This window comes from Psychrobacter piscatorii (genome assembly GCF_043641605.1).
Lineage (GTDB): Bacteria > Pseudomonadota > Gammaproteobacteria > Pseudomonadales > Moraxellaceae > Psychrobacter > Psychrobacter piscatorii_C.
This window is the reverse complement of the sequence record NZ_JBHZRK010000020.1, coordinates 1-16,497: the sequence shown is the minus strand read 5'-3', so window position 1 is coordinate 16,497 and position 16,497 is coordinate 1. Positions and strand designations below refer to the sequence as shown.

Below are 16,497 nucleotides of genomic sequence, written 5' to 3'. Positions count from 1 at the left end.
TTAGCATACAAATTATTCGCTAAACACGCATAGCGCTATTAAGCAGTGCATTTTACTACGTGTCATATCGGTTTAATAGCAAGACCTGTCCAATACTAATAAGCTCAATACTTTCAGTTGTGCTTACTAGCCCTTTGCGATAATATACTTATATGAGTACTTACTCATTTGAGTGTATAAATATATAATCATCATAAGGCCTTTACCATGAAAGTAATCGCAGTACTGAACCAAAAAGGCGGCAGCGGCAAGACCACGATAGCCACGCATTTGGCACGTGGGCTACAACTTCAGGGTCATAGTGTGCTACTCGTTGATAGTGATCAGCAAGGCAGTGCTCGCGATTGGAGAGCTGTTAATGAAGACAATCCTGTTCCTGTTATCGGCCTTGATAGGCCAACGCTTGATAAGGATTTAAAAAATGTTTCTGATAAAGAGTTCGTCGTAATTGATGGCTCACCGCAAGCGACCAATTTGGCACTATCTGCCATAAAAGCCGCTGACTTTGTGTTGATACCCGTACAGCCAAGCCCCTATGATGTATGGGCGACCAGTGATTTGGTTGATTTGGTGCAGCAGCGCATCGAGATGACCGATGGTAAGCTCAAAGCCGCCTTTGTGGTCTCTCGCGCGATCCAAAACACTAACATCGGCAAAGAAGTTGCCGCAGTGCTACAAGATTATAATCTGCCCGTTCTTGATGCCAGAATCGTGCAGCGGGTCAGCTATCCAAATAGCGCTTCAGTTGGCAAAACGGTATTTGAGACAGAATCTGCTAAGAGCAGTGCCGTGACTGAGATCACGCAACTGGTCAACGAGGTTAAAACGTTTTTTGATAAGGAAGTAGAGTTATGAAAGCTGGCCGCCCAAGTAAAGATAAAAAAGACGCGCTTGAGTTGTCTGACGTCACTGATAAGCCTAAAAAGAGCACACGAGTCAATTTCAATCTTGATGAAGATACCTACTTTGAGCTTAAACAATACGTCCTTGATAATCGCACAACCGTCACTAAGCTACTCACTGAGATGATTGAGTCACGGCTGAATGAGCGTTAATGTCCATCCATAGCGTTGATTTTTAATAATTTATTGTAGGTATATATATACACCTATACACCTATACACCTATACACCTATACACCTATACACCTATACACCTAACGATGTTAATTTAGGATAATCATGAGTCAATCACAACAGCTTCAACAGCTAAAAAAGCAGCTTTGGAATATTGCCAACGACCTACGCGGTAAAATGGGTGCAGATGAGTTTCGGGACTACATATTAGGGTTTATTTTTTATAAATACTTATCTGATAAATTCATCCGCTTTGCCAATAATATCTTGGCTGAAGAAGGCGAAGGCTTCGATAACTTTGCAAATTTTGACACCAGTAATCCTGAGCATCTTGAATATATCGAGGAAGTCAAAGAAAACGCCATTGATGAGATTGGCTACGCGCTTGCACCCAATCAGCTGTTTCATCAACTGGCCAAACGCGGCAAACAAGACCAGGCATTCATCCTTGATGATTTGGCTGATACGCTAAAGGCCATCGAGCAGGGCACATTAGGCACAGACTCAGAAGAAGATTTTGCTAACCTATTTGAAGACATAGATCTTACCTCAACCAAGCTTGGCAACAGCCCTGATGACCGCAATGAGCTGATCATCAAAGTGCTAAGCCACCTAGATGCCATTGATTTTGATCTCAGCAACACCGAAAGCGATGTGCTAGGTGATGCTTATGAATATCTGATTGGTGAGTTTGCCAGTGGCGCAGGCAAAAAAGCGGGAGAGTTTTACACGCCGCAGATGGTATCCACGTTACTTGCCAAAATCGTCACCAGCGGCAAGGACACCATAAGCTCAGTCTATGACCCAACGTGTGGCTCGGGTTCTTTGCTGCTGCGCGTCAAGCGTGAGGCGAATGACGTAGATAGAATCTACGGTCAAGAGATGAACCGCACCACCTATAACCTAGCACGCATGAACATGATTTTGCATGACGTGAACTTTACCAAGTTTGATATCAAGCAAGAAGACACGCTCAAGCGTCCGCAGCACGTCGGAATGCGCTTTGATGCCATTGTGGCCAATCCGCCTTTCTCTGCGAAGTGGTCAGCTGATCCCTTGCTGCTTCAAGATGAGCGCTTCTCAGACTATGGCAAACTTGCGCCCAAGACCAAAGCCGACATGGCCTTTGTCCAGCATATGCTACATCACTTAGATGATAATGGCACAATGGCAGTGGTATTGCCGCATGGCGTCCTGTTTCGCGGTTCCAGCGAGGGCGATATTCGTAAATACATCATCAAAAACCTCAATGCCTTAGACGCAGTTATTGGACTGCCTGCCAATATCTTCTATGGCACCAGTATTCCGACCTCTGTTTTAGTCTTCAAAAAGAACCGTAAGCATGATAAAGACGTCTTCTTTATCGATGCCAGTGACTGCTTTGATAAACAAAAAAATCAAAATATGCTACTACCTGAGCATATCGATACCATCATCAAGACCTATCAAGCCCGTGAAAACGTCGATAAATTTGCCCATGTCGCCTCTTTAAAGGACATTCATGATAATGACTATAATCTCAACATTCCGCGCTATGTAGACACGTTTGAGGCTGAGCCTGAAGTGGATCTCGCAGCCGTTGCCAAAGCGCTGCAAGATTTAGAAAAAAAGAGCCAAGAAACGGACGCTGTCATTAATGGCTTTTGTGAAGAGCTGGGCATTGATTCGCCCTTTAAGGTAGGGTCATGAGCACCGTAGACAGTCAAATCCAGCTATATCAAGTAGACAACCAAGTCAGCCTTGAAGTGAATGTTGAGCAAGACACGGTATGGCTAAGCCAAGCCCAAATGAGTGATCTGTTTGGCCGTGATGTTTCAGTGATTTCACGCCATATCAATAACGCGATTGGTGATGAAGAGGTGGATCCAAAAAGCAATTTGCAAAAAGTGCAAATTGCTTTTTCTGACAAACCCGTAACCTTATATGATTTGGACGTCATTATCAGCGTGGGTTATCGCATCAAATCCAAGCAAGGCGTGATGTTTCGCAAATGGGCGACGCGCATCTTAAAAGAGCATCTCATCCAAGGCTTTAGCATCAATCAACAGCGTTTGCAGCAAAACACCGCTGAGCTTGAGCAAGCCATCGCCTTAATCAAAAAAACGGCTCAATCTGAGCAGCATAGCAAAGACAGCGCGCTGGGGTTGGTCGAGATCATCAGCCGCTACACCCAAACTTTTTTATGGTTGCAGCGCTACGATGAGGGTTTGTTGCATGAGCCTGTGGGGCAACCAGGCGGCGAGGTTTTAGACGCACCAAGTGCCATGCAGGCACTGAATCAGCTCAAATCAAACCTGATGGATAAAAAAGAGGCCACAGACCTATTTGCTAAGCCTCGCGGTGATGGATTGGCTGCCATATTGGGTAATATTCAACAAACGGCGTTTGGTGAGGAAGTTTACCCCAGTATCGAATCCAAGGCGGCGCATCTGTTATATTTTGTCGTCAAAAACCATCCTTTTGCTGATGGTAACAAGCGCAGTGCAGCATTTTTGTTCGTTGATTTTTTATATCGTAACAACCGCTTATTCAATGATGAGGGTACTGCCATCATCAATGATACGGGGCTTGCAGCGCTCACACTGCTGATCGCTGAATCAGACCCCACTCAAAAAGAAGTGCTCATCCGTCTGGTGATGAATCTACTGGTGATACAAGATAAGGATGTAATGTGATGGCAACGCCAAAATTGCGGTTTAAAGAGTTTGATGGGTATTTAGAAAAAAACAACCTGATTAATTTAACTCTATGGGCTTCTGGTGGTACTCCCTCAAAAAAAAACAAAGATTACTGGATGGGTGATATACCACTTATTAGTGGCGCGTCTATGCATACAAGGAAAATATGCGAATCAGAATTTAATATTACTGATTTAGGACTCAAAAAAGGGTCAAAGTTAGCCCCAAAAAACTCAATACTTATTCTAGTTCGTGGGAGCATGCTGTTTAAAAAAATACCGATGGGGATGGCTTTAAAAGACGTAGCCTTCAATCAAGATGTTAAATCTATTATTACTAAAGAAGATTTGAACGAATATTATTTTTTTCAATGGTTGCTATCTCAAGAAAACATTATCCAAAATAAAGTTACATCAACAGGTATTGGGGCAGGTAAGCTAGATACTTCTGAACTACAGAATTTAGAAATCTATTATCCTGCTAAAGAAGAACAAACCAAAATCGCCACATTTCTATCCGCTGTCGATACTAAGATCGACGAGCTGACCCAAAAGCATGAACTGCTTACCGAGTACAAAAAAGGCATGATGCAGCAGCTTTTTAGCCAAAAACTGCGCTTTAAAGCCGACGATGGTAGTGATTTTGAGGATTGGGAAGAAAGTTTGATTGGCAACGTTTTCACGAACAAATCAGAAAGCTTTAATCCTAAAGTAGAAAATAATCTACCTTGCATTGAACTTGAACACTTATCGCAAGGTACAGGGACAATACTAGGCACTACTGACAGTAAAAATCAAAAAAGCACGAAAAACGTATTTGAAAGATCTAATGTTTTGTATGGAAAATTACGTCCATATTTAAATAAATTTGCCCAGCCTGACTTTAAGGGTGTCTGCTCTACTGAGATTTGGGTTCTTACAGGTATAGAGATATCTAATAATTACCTATATCAATATATACAAAGCGAAGGTTTTTCAGAGCTTACGAGTATTCAGTCTGGTTCAAAGATGCCACGCGCTGATTGGAAAACCGTAGCAAGCGCTGTTATGTCATATCCTTGCTGCGAAGAACAAACTAAAATTGCCAACTTCCTAACCGCTATTGACCAAAAAATTGATAACGTTGCCGAGCAAATCGACCACGCCAAAACGTGGAAAAAAGGCTTATTACAGCAGATGTTTGTATAAGGTATAACATGACTGAGCAAAGTGAGTACCAACTCGAAGACAGCCTAATGACGCAAATGCAGGATTTGGGTTATGAGCGCGTTACCATTACCACCGAGGCGGCACTCCTTGCCAACCTAAAGACGCAAATCGTCCGCGCCAATCAGCTGGATCAGCCATTATCTGATGATGAGTGGAAGCAAGTTATCAGTCATCTTGGCAGTGGCAGCGCCTTTGAGCGTGCCAAAAAGCTGCGCGATAAGTTCAACGTCAAATTCGATGATGGCAGCTCACGCCATATTCAGTTTTTTTGGCCAAACGCTGATGACAACATTTGGCAGCTGAGCAATCAGATTATGGTTGACCACAGCAGCCAAAACGGGCGCACCAGTCGCTTTGACGTCACCATCTTGGTTAACGGCTTGCCCCTAGTGCAAATCGAGCTTAAGCGCCGTGGCGGCATCGAGATTGCCGAGGCATTCCATCAGACCATGCGTTACTCAAAAGCCGCCTACAAGGCAGGACATGGCTTATTTGAGTTCGTTCAGCTGTTCGTCATCAGTAATGGCGCAAACACGCGCTACTATGCCAAAGGCACTCAGCACTTTAATTTTACCTTTCCCTGGGCGGACAGCGACAACAAACCGATCAATGAAATCGTTGATTTTGCTGAGGTGTTTTTAACCCCTACGCATTTAACCGAGATGATCGCTCAGTTTGTCGTGCTCTATGAGTACTCCAAGACCATGATGGTGCTCAGACCCTATCAAGTCCATGCCACCAAGCGCTTAATTGAGCGCGCCACCGCCTCAGACAAAAACGGTTATATTTGGCATACCACAGGATCAGGCAAAACGCTGACCTCATTTAAAGCCAGTCAAATCATCATGGGGCTACCCGATGTCGAAAAGGTGGTGTTTGTTGTCGATAGAAATGATTTGGACACCCAAACCGCCAATGAGTTCAACGCCTTTAAAGACGGCAGCGTAGACAGTACCACCAACACCAAAAACTTAGTCAAGCAGCTCGGCGAGACCCACGACAAGCTGATCGTCACCACCATTCAAAAGCTCAACCGCGCTATCAAATCAGAGCGCCATCAAGAAAAAATCCGCTACTTACAAGACAAAAAAGTCGTCTTTATCTTTGATGAATGTCACCGCAGCCAATTTGGTGAAACGCACCGAAACATCAAACGCTTTTTTCAACAATCGCAGATGTTCGGTTTTACAGGCACACCCATATTGATTGACAACGCTCACAACAAAGCTGGGCTTAAGCTCACTACCGCCTACCTATTTGATGAGTGCTTGCACCGCTACACCATCGTGGATGCCATTCGTGACAGAAACGTGCTGCCCTTTCAGATTGACTATGTGGGTAAATTCACCAAAAACGACAGTGCTGCCGATGAAAAAGTCACCGCCATTGACACTCAAGAGGTCTATAACGACCCTAAACGCATTGATGATATCGCTCGCTATATCATCGAAAAGCATGACACCAAGACCAAACGCCGCGAGTTTAACGCCATATTTTGCGTCAGCTCCGTTGATATACTCACGCAGTACTACGACGCTTTTGAGCGTATTCAAGCGCAAAAGCAAGCCGATGACCCTACATTCAAGCCACTCACCATTGCTACGATATTTTCTTATGCGGCCAACGAAGCGACCGATGCCAGTTTCGAAGACAATGGGCTCATTGCAGAGTCCAGCTTTGAAACCCCTGCCCAAATTGATGAGAGCAGCCGCGACAAGTTAGATCGCTACATTGGCCAATACAATCATACATTCGCTACAAACTTTGATTCAGGCAAGAACTACTATCCTTACTATCGTGATATCGCCACCAAAGTAAAACAGCGCAAGATCGATATTCTGATCGTCGTGAACATGTTTCTGACAGGATTCGACGCCAAAACCTTAAATACGCTATACGTGGATAAGAACCTAAAGTACCATGGTCTGGTACAAGCCTTCTCACGCACCAACCGTATCTATAACGATAAAAAGCCCTTTGGTAATATCGTCTGCTTTCGTAACCTAAAGCAAAACACCGACGACGCTCTAGCCCTGTTTGCCAACAAGCAAGCGAAAGATATCGCCGTCATTCCTGAAATGCATGAGCTACGAAAGCACTACGATCAAGCCGCTAAGACCCTTTTAGACATCTGCGCTGATTATAAGGCCGTTGATACACTAGAGACTGAAGATGAGCAGTTAGCATTTATCAAAGCCTTTCGTGAAGTGATGCGCTATAACGAGCAGTTAGGTACCTTCGTAGACTACGACCAGGCTGATACAGATCTGAATAAAGAAGACTTCGCCAATTTTGCCAGTAAATATATAGACCTATACCGCAACATTCGCACCCAGAACAAGAATAGCCAGGATAAAACCTCAATACTCGATGACATCAACTTTCAGATTGAAATGCTACATAGCGATCGTATCAATGTCGGCTACATACTAGAGCTACTCAAGCAAGCCAATAAGCAGCAAGACGATGGCAACGAAGAGAAGGCAGCCCAGTACCAAGCCCAGGTGAACGATTTAATCATGAATGAGCCGACCTTCCGCGACAAGCAAGAGCTTATCCAAAAGTTCATCAAGGAGCAGATGCCTAAAATGCCAGATGGTCAGACAGTAGAGGAGGCTTTTGCACACTTTTGGGACGTAGAGAAGGAGGCTGCGTACCAAGAGCTATGTAAAGATAACAATCTGAAAGCCGATGTCATGCAAGAGATCCTCAGAAAGTATAAGACTAGCAAGCGGCTACCTGACCGTAACGAAGTGAAAGCGCTACCTAACTATAAAGTTAAGCTATTTGAGCGCAAACCCCTTCACGAGCGACTCATGAGCAAGACTCGTGACTTTATCCAGAAGTTTTATGCTGATATGTAAAAGACTATCCATGATCCTGTGCAACTGCACTTTAACCTAAACCCATCACCAGGGCATCATGGTCGAGCCTTTCCCAAACTCTGTGTAACTGCTTATAATCCACTAACAGGAGAATAAGCAATGACTACTCAATCTGACATTAAAAAGCTGGCTGAGCAAATGGCTGGTAGCATGAAAAGCTTTGATGACATCAAAGACTTTCAGAAGCAGCTCATGCAGTCGTTTATCGACACCGCACTTGAAGCCGAGATGGAAGACCACCTCGGCTACCCCAAACATGAAAAGGCGGATAAACCTAATAAGCGTAATGGGCACACTAAAAAGACCGTCCGAAGTGGCACAGGTGATCTTGAGATCTCCACCCCAAGAGACCGTGATGGCGCTTTTGAACCTGCACTAGTGCGTAAGCATCAAACCCGTATCTCAGGCCTTGATGACAAGATCATATTCCTTTACGCCAAGGGTCAAACCACCACTGAGATCGTAGAGAGCATTAAAGAGCTCTACGACGTTGATATATCAAGCTCTCTTGTCTCAAGAGTCACTGACAACATCTTAGAGGACATCACCGCTTGGCAGAACCGGCCGCTGAGCAGTGTTTATCCTATCGTCTGTCTAGACTGCATCGTCGTGAAGATACGTCAAGACAAGCAGATCATCAACAAAGCCATTTACTTAGCGCTAGGTGTTGCTCTTGATGGTAAAAAAGAGCTGCTTGGTATGTGGCTGTCAGAGAATGAAGGCGCTAAGTTCTGGCTAGGCGTTCTCACTGAATTACAAAACCGCGGGGTGCAAGATATCCTCATTGCCTGTGTCGACGGCTTAAAGGGCTTCCCTGATGCTATCAACACGGTTTACCCCAACGCTCAGGTTCAGCTGTGTATCGTGCATATGGTTCGCTATTCGATGAAGTTCGTACCGTGGACGGATAAAAAGAAAGTATCGGCTGATTTAAAGGCCATCTACGGCGCTGATACGCTTGAAATAGCAGAGGCCAATCTTGAGCACTTTGATGAGGTATGGGGCAAGGAATATCCGCATGTCATCAAGTCTTGGCGCAATAACTGGGAGGGCTTAACGGTGTTCTTTAATTACCCTAAAGACATCAGAAAAGCCATCTATACCACCAATGCGATAGAGTCGCTAAACAGTGTGATTCGGACAGCGGTGAATAAGCGTAAGGTGTTCCCATCTGATCACGCAGCTTTCAAGGTAGTCTATCTAGCAACTCAGCAGGCATCCAAAAAGTGGTCGATGCCAATCCGTAACTGGACGTCTGCTTTAAATCGCTTTATGATTATGTTTGATGACCGTATCAGTAAGCATTTAATCTAAAGGGCAGTTACACAGAATCTGGGATGGTCTCTCATGGTCAATACACGTTGGCCATTTATGTAATAGCTCATCAGCATCAAAACCTTCTCAGGGGGCAGAGTCAGCTCTTTAGTTGTTCCATTGAGATGAGTTATGCAAGTGATATCATCTGTATAAACCTTAGTCTCTTTATCATAAAACCCAAAAATTCCACCAATCAGCCGAACATCACTCAAAAGCTTTGCATGTTTTTTATCCACTGCCTTACTTATGGCAAGGGTTCCTAATGGCTTATCAGCTATTAGCATCAGAGTAACGAACTGCATCACACGATCATATAATTTTGGATTTTCCATCATCTCATTGTAAAAAGCGTATGCTTGATCGCTTGTGCAGAAGTTTTCAAACAAAGTAAATGCACGAGCTACCATTTCCGCAACGCTATGATCATCTTCTGCAAATTTAATGGCTATCGTATTTCTTGCAAGTGGCAGCATCACAGATAAAGCGCCTTCACTATCTGCCACTACACCATCGACCATATACGGCTCTATATTTGCATCAAAGCTTGATAGCGCAGCTTTGTGGCTTTCAATAAACATAACCTATTACCCATGATAGTTTGGATTACTTCCACCAGTAGCATGACTATTGTCATCTAGTAGCGAATCCTGTTCTCTATAATTAGCCAGAGAGTCAGATTGCGTTTGGTTATTGCTATCAGTATTTCTGCCTTCAACGCCTGTATTTTGATCAGTAGCTTCTTTATTATTTTCTTTTACGTTGGCTAAAAATGGATCCTCTTCCTCACCCAATCCTATATCACCACCTAAACTCTCGATCATACTTTTGAATAAAAACTTATCTGATTTCCTTGTTAAAAAATCTGGAAAGTGAATGGCGAAGTAATCTCGAATCATTTGCTCAGTTTCACCTTCAGTTGCCAATACTTGACCCAAAAATGCCCCCATTAGAATCTTCTGCTTGTTTAATCGTTTATCCAGCTTCACCTGCTGAACCTTAGCTTGGCGTTTTAACTCTTCTAACCGTTGACGCTCTTTTAGCTCATTAGAGTCTTGACTATCAAAAATAGACATAGGTGCTTTATTATTAGATACTGACATCAGATTTACCCTTATCGATTAAATTTTACTCAGCATAGCAAGCACCTCACTATCATTCAATCGCTTGTGGTAAGCTTTAACACAACCGCATCAGACACCTCAGATATATTATTTTAGTATTTGATGGTGGCGTCTCCCTGACTAAGGGCGAAGTAACGACTCAAAATTTAATCTATCCACTTCGTTACTATCTTAATTTTGAATCCTTCTTCGTTGGGGAAACCCCAAACCCCGCACACCACAAAAAGCGGTGGTGTGCAAAAAGCAAAAATAGCAGGTGACTCTTTATGACGATGGTACACATTGCAACAAAGGCAATTTCTCGAAAAGCAGGGCAGTCGGCTGTGGCGTCGGCGGCCTATCGTGCTGGCGATGTGCTTGATGATGCCAAATATGGCAAGACCCATGACTATAGTAAAAAGTCTGGGGTGATGAGTAGCGATATTGTTTTACCATTTTCATTAAAGGCGCTGGGTGTGAGTGTGGATCGGGAGACGCTTTGGAATACCGCTGAAGCGGCAGAGACCCGTTCGGACAGTCGGGTGGCGCGTGAGTGGCTGATTAATTTGCCTCATGAGTTGTCTGAGGAAGAGCGCCATTCACTGGCCATAAACTTTGCCCAAAAGCTTTGTGACGATATGGATGTGATTGCGGATGTGTGTATCCATCGTCCGGTGATGAAGTTGCCATTCGATCCTAATGTACCGCCAAGTTCTAAGTATTTGCGTGAGGGTGAGGAAAACCCTGATCCCCGTAATTTTCACGCGCATATTTTAGTCACTACTCGAGCGCCTACCATTGGACCAAATAAAACCTTGGCATTTGATCCAAAGCTTAAGACCCCGTTTGAGTGGTCCAACAAAAAACGTAAGGCGCATGATCTGCCGTCATCGATGCAGGAGATTAAGCGTGTTCGGGAGATGTGGGTAGATACCGCCAATAAGGTATTGGCCGAATATCATCTACCGCTGATGGATGCGCGCAGTTACAAGGATCAGGGGCTTGATCAGCAGCCCACCATTAAAATGGGGGTAGAGGCGACAGCAATGGAGCGCCGAGGCATCACAACCGAAAAAGGTAATACCAACCGCGCCATCAAAGCACGTAATAACTTGGTGGCTGACAACCATATCAAACAGGAAGCAGACAATGAGCGACGAATTAGCGCACTTAGAAAAGGACTTGCTTGGGCAACTGAGAAAAATGCAAGACTACCTGGCAGCATTGGAGGCACAAAACAGCGAGCTGATTTTGCAAAACACCTCTCTGGAAGCTCAGAACCTCACATTACGTACTGCACAGAACAAAATAATAGAACGGCAATTCGAGTTGACGACACAAAACGATGCGTTGAAGAGGCAAAATCAGGCATTGCTTGGGCAGCTAAACGATGCGAAAACCTACCAAAGCGATGTGATGACACAAAACAAAGAATTAATGGCACAGCACAAGCAAATAACAAGCTCACACAAAGAATTGACGACACAAAACAAGCAATTGAGGGAATCACTGAAGCTATCGGAAAGTCAAATATTGAAATTAACAAAGCAACTGAGCGAAGTGCAAGACCAGCCCCCAACCCCTTCGATGACGCAGCACGACGAGCAAGAGCTGCTCGACTTGATCGACAGCAAAGACAAGTTGATCGAGACACTCGAGCAAACCGTCACAAAGATGAGAGAATCTTTGAGTATGCTGAACGTATGAAGCTGCACTTAGCCATGCGTTTAATTCAACGCCATCACAATTCAATGGCAATCAGCTGGGCACAAGGAGAAACGATAGAGGATGCCCCTGATAAATTTGATAAGCGTCAAGTTGCGATACTTAGCGAGTTTGCAAAGCGCCTTGGTATTGAAGATAAAGATAAAGCGCTAGGGTTTAGAGATCACTTACAGCAAGTGGGCAAACGTTTTGATTACACGCTAGTTGAAAATAACAAATCCATTATCAAGCTTTTGCGTGATCCTAAAGCTGAACGAGAGCGGTATCTGGCGCTTATTAAGCATTTTGAGGACTTTAGGGACGATATTGATCAAAAGCGTGCGACATTTAAAACTAGTATCATCAATAAGCTAGGCGGTAGCGCAGGAGACGTTGGTAGACTGACTCGAGACGTTGTCTCCTCATTCAACTATACAGAATGGTTAACTGATTATATTGATAATGATAATCACCCAGCTGAGGCGAGGAAATGTGCTAAAGAACATCTTGCAGATACCTTAGATAAAACGTGTCAGCAGTTTAAATTTGCGTTTCGTGATATGAGCTCATTACCAACTACCCAGCGTAAAGCTTACTCAGAGACTCTTAAAGCCGCTTTAGAGACGTTTACCGAGCAATACGACGGAAAGCTTTCTGAAAGCCAACACAGAGCACTACAGGACGGTTTAGAGTCCTATCAGCATCAAGTGAGTAGAACTAATGCACCCAGTCGAGGATTTAGCCCTTAATCTAATCCTTAAAAAAACATTACACAGGGTTAAATTGCTTAGGCAAGCTGCGTGGTTTAAGTGATGATTTTTCACTTATCCACAAAAAAATTTATCACCCGTTTCTTTGAGGGTTTTTATTTGATCCTGTTTACTCCTGTTTATTCCTGTTTGAGAGCTATTTTTCCCTGTTAAAATCAATACCTTACAAGAAAGAAAAAGAGTAAATGAGCAGAAAACAGAGTAAATGAGCAGAAAACAGAGTAAATGAGCAGAAAACAGAGTAAATGAGCAGAAAACAGAGATAAATAAAAAACACTCTTTTTATAACTCTATTTTATGATAAGATCTTGTTAAATGTAACTATGGGCGCAGAGTTGAAATGGAAAATAACTTAGTTGTTCAGTCAAATGATTTAATCCTAGCAACGTACACAATGCAAAAGACGGATAAAGAGCTCATGCTTGCTTGTATCAGTCAAATTGACAGTAGGCCTGATGCACCAAATGTCACGCAAGACACAGAATATAAAGTAACAGTTGATGATATTAAATCATTGTTTTTTGGTAAGAAGTCTAAGAACGAACAGAATGTTTATCGTGACATAGAGAACGCAAGCAAACGTTTATATGACGTCGATATTGTTATGAGCTTGCCCGAGAATAAAACGCTTCAAACAAGGCTTGTTAGTAGTATTGTTTATGATCCGGATAACGGAGAAGTCGTATTATCATTCGCAAATAAAATACTGCCATATTTGACGCAACTTAAAGCTAATTTCACTAAATACAAGCTATTAGAAATAGGTGAGTTATCGAGTATTCATTCAATAAAAATGTATGAATTGGTGGTAATGTGGGTTAATCAATACCAGTACAGCAAAGAGTTTACGATAGAAGAGTTTAAACACGTAATGTGTGTTAAAGATAAGTATAAGCAATTTAGTGAGTTGCGAAGATATGTTATTGAAACAGCTATCAACGATATAAATGAAAATACGAATTATAAAGTCAGTGTAGAGTATCAAAAAAAAGCAAGAGGGAAGGGCTATAAAGGCTTAAAGCTCAAATTTCACAAAAAGTTATTAGATAAAATTGCTGGTAAAGACGGTAAATTGTCAGAAGATAAGATCAAATCAATTGTTGATAATGTGCAGTTTATGAACGACTATAACGATCACCCAGGTTTAAGCTATGACGGTAAAATGAGTACTGATAGTTTTAAGCGTGAAATGATTAACATCATACAGCGGGAGCCTGAAAGCTTTAACAAGCCAAACAAAGCGCTTGAGAGCTACTTACCAAAAGTCAGTCAAGGTAAGTAATTACTATGTTTACTACCAATTATGATATATGGCTTACTTAAGAGTCAAAGGCCAATGCTTTTGCAGTGTTTGAAATCTATGGCCTGAGGTTATACGCATTATCTCTGCCAGGCGTGCCACAAAGATTGAAAGGAGACAATATGAACAAGGTTAGTTATCACATAGATAAGTTGCCGCCATTAACGGCTAAGCAGCAAGCGGACTTAGAGTACTTAGCAACGCTTAGCGATGACGACATTGATCTATCGGACATTCCAGAAATCACCGACTGGTCAGGCGCGATCCGTGGCAGTATCAAACCACAAACGCTTACTACAGAAGCCAGTGTTATCAGCCCAAGCATTCTTGCTAAGTTTAAGGACAGAGCCAAGCAGACAGGCGGTAACTATCAGGACATGATCAATGATGCCCTAGAAGAATACCTAACTGATCATTAAGTCTTAGCCAACAAGTTATAACCTCAAGACGACTTGGGGTTTTTTTACACCTTGCATTGTAGTATGTTGTATATTGTATTATACTATATACAACATACTACAATGCACTATCAAGGAATACAAAATCATGGCACTCACCACACAAGATATTCATGCAGCAGCTGACCGATTACAGGAGCAAGGGATAAAGCCGACACTGGCAGAGGTGCGTAAGGCGCTAGGCGGTGGCTCATTCACTACCATTAGTGATGCGATGCAGAGTTGGAAGCGAGAACAGCAGGAAGAGCAAGAGCTGCAACAAGTGGATTTACCTAGCGGTATCACTGAACGCTTGCACACGCTTGGCGCTGATATGTGGCAGACAGCTATTGATATGGCGAACGATAGGCTGTCTAAGGAGCGTGAAGCTCTAGAGGTGGTTAAGGTTAAGGCACAAGCAGAGACGGACGAAGCGCAAGAAGCAGTTAAAACCTTAGAGGGTGAACAAGCAGATCTACTACAGCAGCTGGACGAAGTGGCCACTACTGCGGAGACAGCAACTAAAGCGGCTCAGCAAGCCACAGCTGACCATGATGCTACCAAACAGACGCTATCAGATACTAAGCATCAATTAGAGCTTGAACGAACTAAAGCAGAAACAGCACAATCACAGCTTGTAGAGACACGTAGCGCATTAGATAAGCAATCTGTAGAGCTTACTAGTAGTCTTGGTGAGGTAGCCACGCTTAAAGCTACAGCTGATAGCGATAAAGCAGAGATTGCACGTTTAAAGGCGGAGCTTAAAGCCACTAAGTCAGAGCTAAAGACGGTCACAGCTGAACGCAATGAGATACAAACTGCTACCGCAGAGATCAAAGGAGAGCTAAAGGCGGTAACCTTTGAACGTGATAAGCTATCAGGACTTTATGAGCAGCTGACTCAAATACAGGCTAAACTTGAAGCTGAACATAGTATATTGAATAAGCAATATGGCGAGCTATCGAGCCGTCACCTATCAGAACAAGAACAAGTGACTGTGTTACAAAATAAACTCAAGAAAGCTCAAGATAATCTAATACTTATTCAAAACAAAGATAACGCCTTGGATGTTGATTAAATAAAAGTATTCAAGGTTCCAAGATAAAGAATAGTTATGAGCTAGGAAGAGACTTTACCTAAAGCGTAGATCTCGTTCTATTCACACTAAGCTTATGAATCAACTATGACAATATCGACTCACTGAATAAATGACTGTTGTATAAGAACTATTCTAAATTTTTCTCTGAAGTCTAATAGTATATAGCCTAGTGGGCTATATACTATTTAAATTAGCCTAAGTAAGTTCCGATGCTGATTTTGGAGCCTTGAGCAGATTTCAAGGAACACTCACCCTAAAGCATCTATGAGTATTTTCTAGCATACTCACAAACACTTTAGTGCATTCCTTGGATTTGATGTGATTAGTCATGCCGACTTCATCGCCCATCGCGTCATCAAGACCGTATCACTGTATCAAGCTACGGTTGTTAAGATTACGGCTGATAGCACCGCCTAGACACGCTCTTAACCGCTACTGTGCTGTCATACGCTAGCAAGGGCAATACACCCAATATACCGCTACGATATGCACAAATAACCACTCATTGCGTTGCTCAATATGTCTAGAACCCCCTGTCGAGAGCTTTACCCTTCTGTCAAACGCAGTCGTCGCCTTAGCCTGCCACCCATTTGACGGGTAACGGTTATAAAGAGAGCAGCACGAGGATGTAACGAGCGAACAAGCGGTTTTTAAAATGTATAGTGAATAAAGTTGATATGAAAGCAAATTTTGGATAAAATGCACCTACACGGGCATTTAATGCTGTTCAAATAACGCAGTTCAGGTGCTTATTTGTTCGTTACAGTGTGCGTCAACACGCTGTAACCGTTAGCTATATTTAAAACTAAATGCCTCTGGGAGTCAACTCCCAGAGGCATTTTTTTGTGGTGGTGTTCTAAAAAGTATGCTGGCATCAGACGTAGCCATAATTGACATAAAAGAACACCAGATCGAATACTTTA

13 protein-coding genes are annotated in these 16,497 nt (G+C 43.0%); 11 read left to right on the top strand and 2 right to left on the bottom strand.

Going from position 1 to position 16,497, the window contains the following annotated elements:
* The first annotated feature begins 207 nt into the window (after positions 1-207).
* The 7 genes from parA (at position 208) to ACHUET_RS13955 (ending at position 9,161) form a co-directional block, all read left to right on the top strand.
* On the top strand, positions 208-855 hold the full coding sequence (parA, locus tag ACHUET_RS13985; RefSeq protein WP_025643757.1) for a ParA family partition ATPase: 648 nt from the start codon (positions 208-210) through the stop codon (positions 853-855).
* Entirely contained in the window at positions 852-1,055 is a 204-nt protein-coding gene (locus ACHUET_RS13980) for a hypothetical protein (protein WP_025643755.1), read from the top strand. Before parA ends, ACHUET_RS13980 begins: the two co-directional genes overlap by 4 nt.
* A 126-nt stretch (positions 1,056-1,181) precedes the next feature.
* Entirely contained in the window at positions 1,182-2,765 is a 1,584-nt protein-coding gene (locus tag ACHUET_RS13975) for a type I restriction-modification system subunit M (protein WP_394213685.1), read from the top strand.
* A complete protein-coding gene (gene rhuM / locus ACHUET_RS13970; RefSeq protein ID WP_025643751.1) occupies positions 2,762-3,751 on the top strand; it encodes a Fic family protein in 990 nt (329 codons plus the stop codon). The genes ACHUET_RS13975 and rhuM overlap by 4 nt, the downstream gene beginning before the upstream one ends.
* The gene (locus tag ACHUET_RS13965) at positions 3,751-4,941 is read left to right on the top strand and encodes a restriction endonuclease subunit S (RefSeq protein ID WP_075103738.1); all 1,191 of its coding nucleotides are present in this window, start codon (positions 3,751-3,753) and stop codon (positions 4,939-4,941) included. The genes rhuM and ACHUET_RS13965 overlap by 1 nt, the downstream gene beginning before the upstream one ends.
* Before the next feature lie 8 nt (positions 4,942-4,949).
* Positions 4,950-7,826 (top strand): type I restriction endonuclease subunit R, encoded by a 2,877-nt coding sequence (locus ACHUET_RS13960; protein WP_025643893.1) that lies wholly within the window; start codon positions 4,950-4,952, stop codon positions 7,824-7,826.
* Between the two features lie 120 nt (positions 7,827-7,946).
* A complete protein-coding gene (locus ACHUET_RS13955) occupies positions 7,947-9,161 on the top strand; it encodes an IS256 family transposase (protein WP_394213682.1) in 1,215 nt (404 codons plus the stop codon).
* Here the strand turns inward: ACHUET_RS13955 and ACHUET_RS13950 are convergent.
* Positions 9,158-9,742 carry a hypothetical protein gene (locus ACHUET_RS13950; RefSeq protein WP_394213680.1) on the bottom strand — a complete coding sequence of 195 codons (585 nt, stop codon included), beginning with the start codon at positions 9,740-9,742 and terminating at the stop codon, positions 9,158-9,160. The two genes, ACHUET_RS13955 and ACHUET_RS13950, sit on opposite strands and share 4 nt — an antisense overlap.
* A 6-nt stretch (positions 9,743-9,748) precedes the next feature.
* Positions 9,749-10,264 (bottom strand): hypothetical protein, encoded by a 516-nt coding sequence (locus ACHUET_RS13945; protein ID WP_025643898.1) that lies wholly within the window; start codon positions 10,262-10,264, stop codon positions 9,749-9,751.
* A gap of 287 nt (positions 10,265-10,551) precedes the next feature.
* Between ACHUET_RS13945 and ACHUET_RS13940 the strand changes: the two genes are divergently transcribed.
* The 4 genes from ACHUET_RS13940 to ACHUET_RS13925 all read left to right on the top strand — a co-directional run bounded on the left by ACHUET_RS13940 (position 10,552) and on the right by ACHUET_RS13925 (position 15,553).
* Entirely contained in the window at positions 10,552-12,717 is a 2,166-nt protein-coding gene (locus ACHUET_RS13940; RefSeq protein WP_394213678.1) for a MobA/MobL family protein, read from the top strand.
* A gap of 361 nt (positions 12,718-13,078) precedes the next feature.
* A complete protein-coding gene (locus tag ACHUET_RS13935) occupies positions 13,079-14,020 on the top strand; it encodes a replication initiation protein (protein ID WP_058025554.1) in 942 nt (313 codons plus the stop codon).
* Positions 14,021-14,160: 140 nt separating this feature from the next.
* Positions 14,161-14,457 (top strand): hypothetical protein, encoded by a 297-nt coding sequence (locus tag ACHUET_RS13930; protein WP_025643904.1) that lies wholly within the window; start codon positions 14,161-14,163, stop codon positions 14,455-14,457.
* A gap of 127 nt (positions 14,458-14,584) precedes the next feature.
* Positions 14,585-15,553, top strand: a complete 969-nt coding sequence (locus ACHUET_RS13925; RefSeq protein WP_058025952.1) for a DNA-binding protein — start codon at positions 14,585-14,587, stop codon at positions 15,551-15,553.
* The last annotated feature ends 944 nt before the right edge of the window (positions 15,554-16,497 follow it).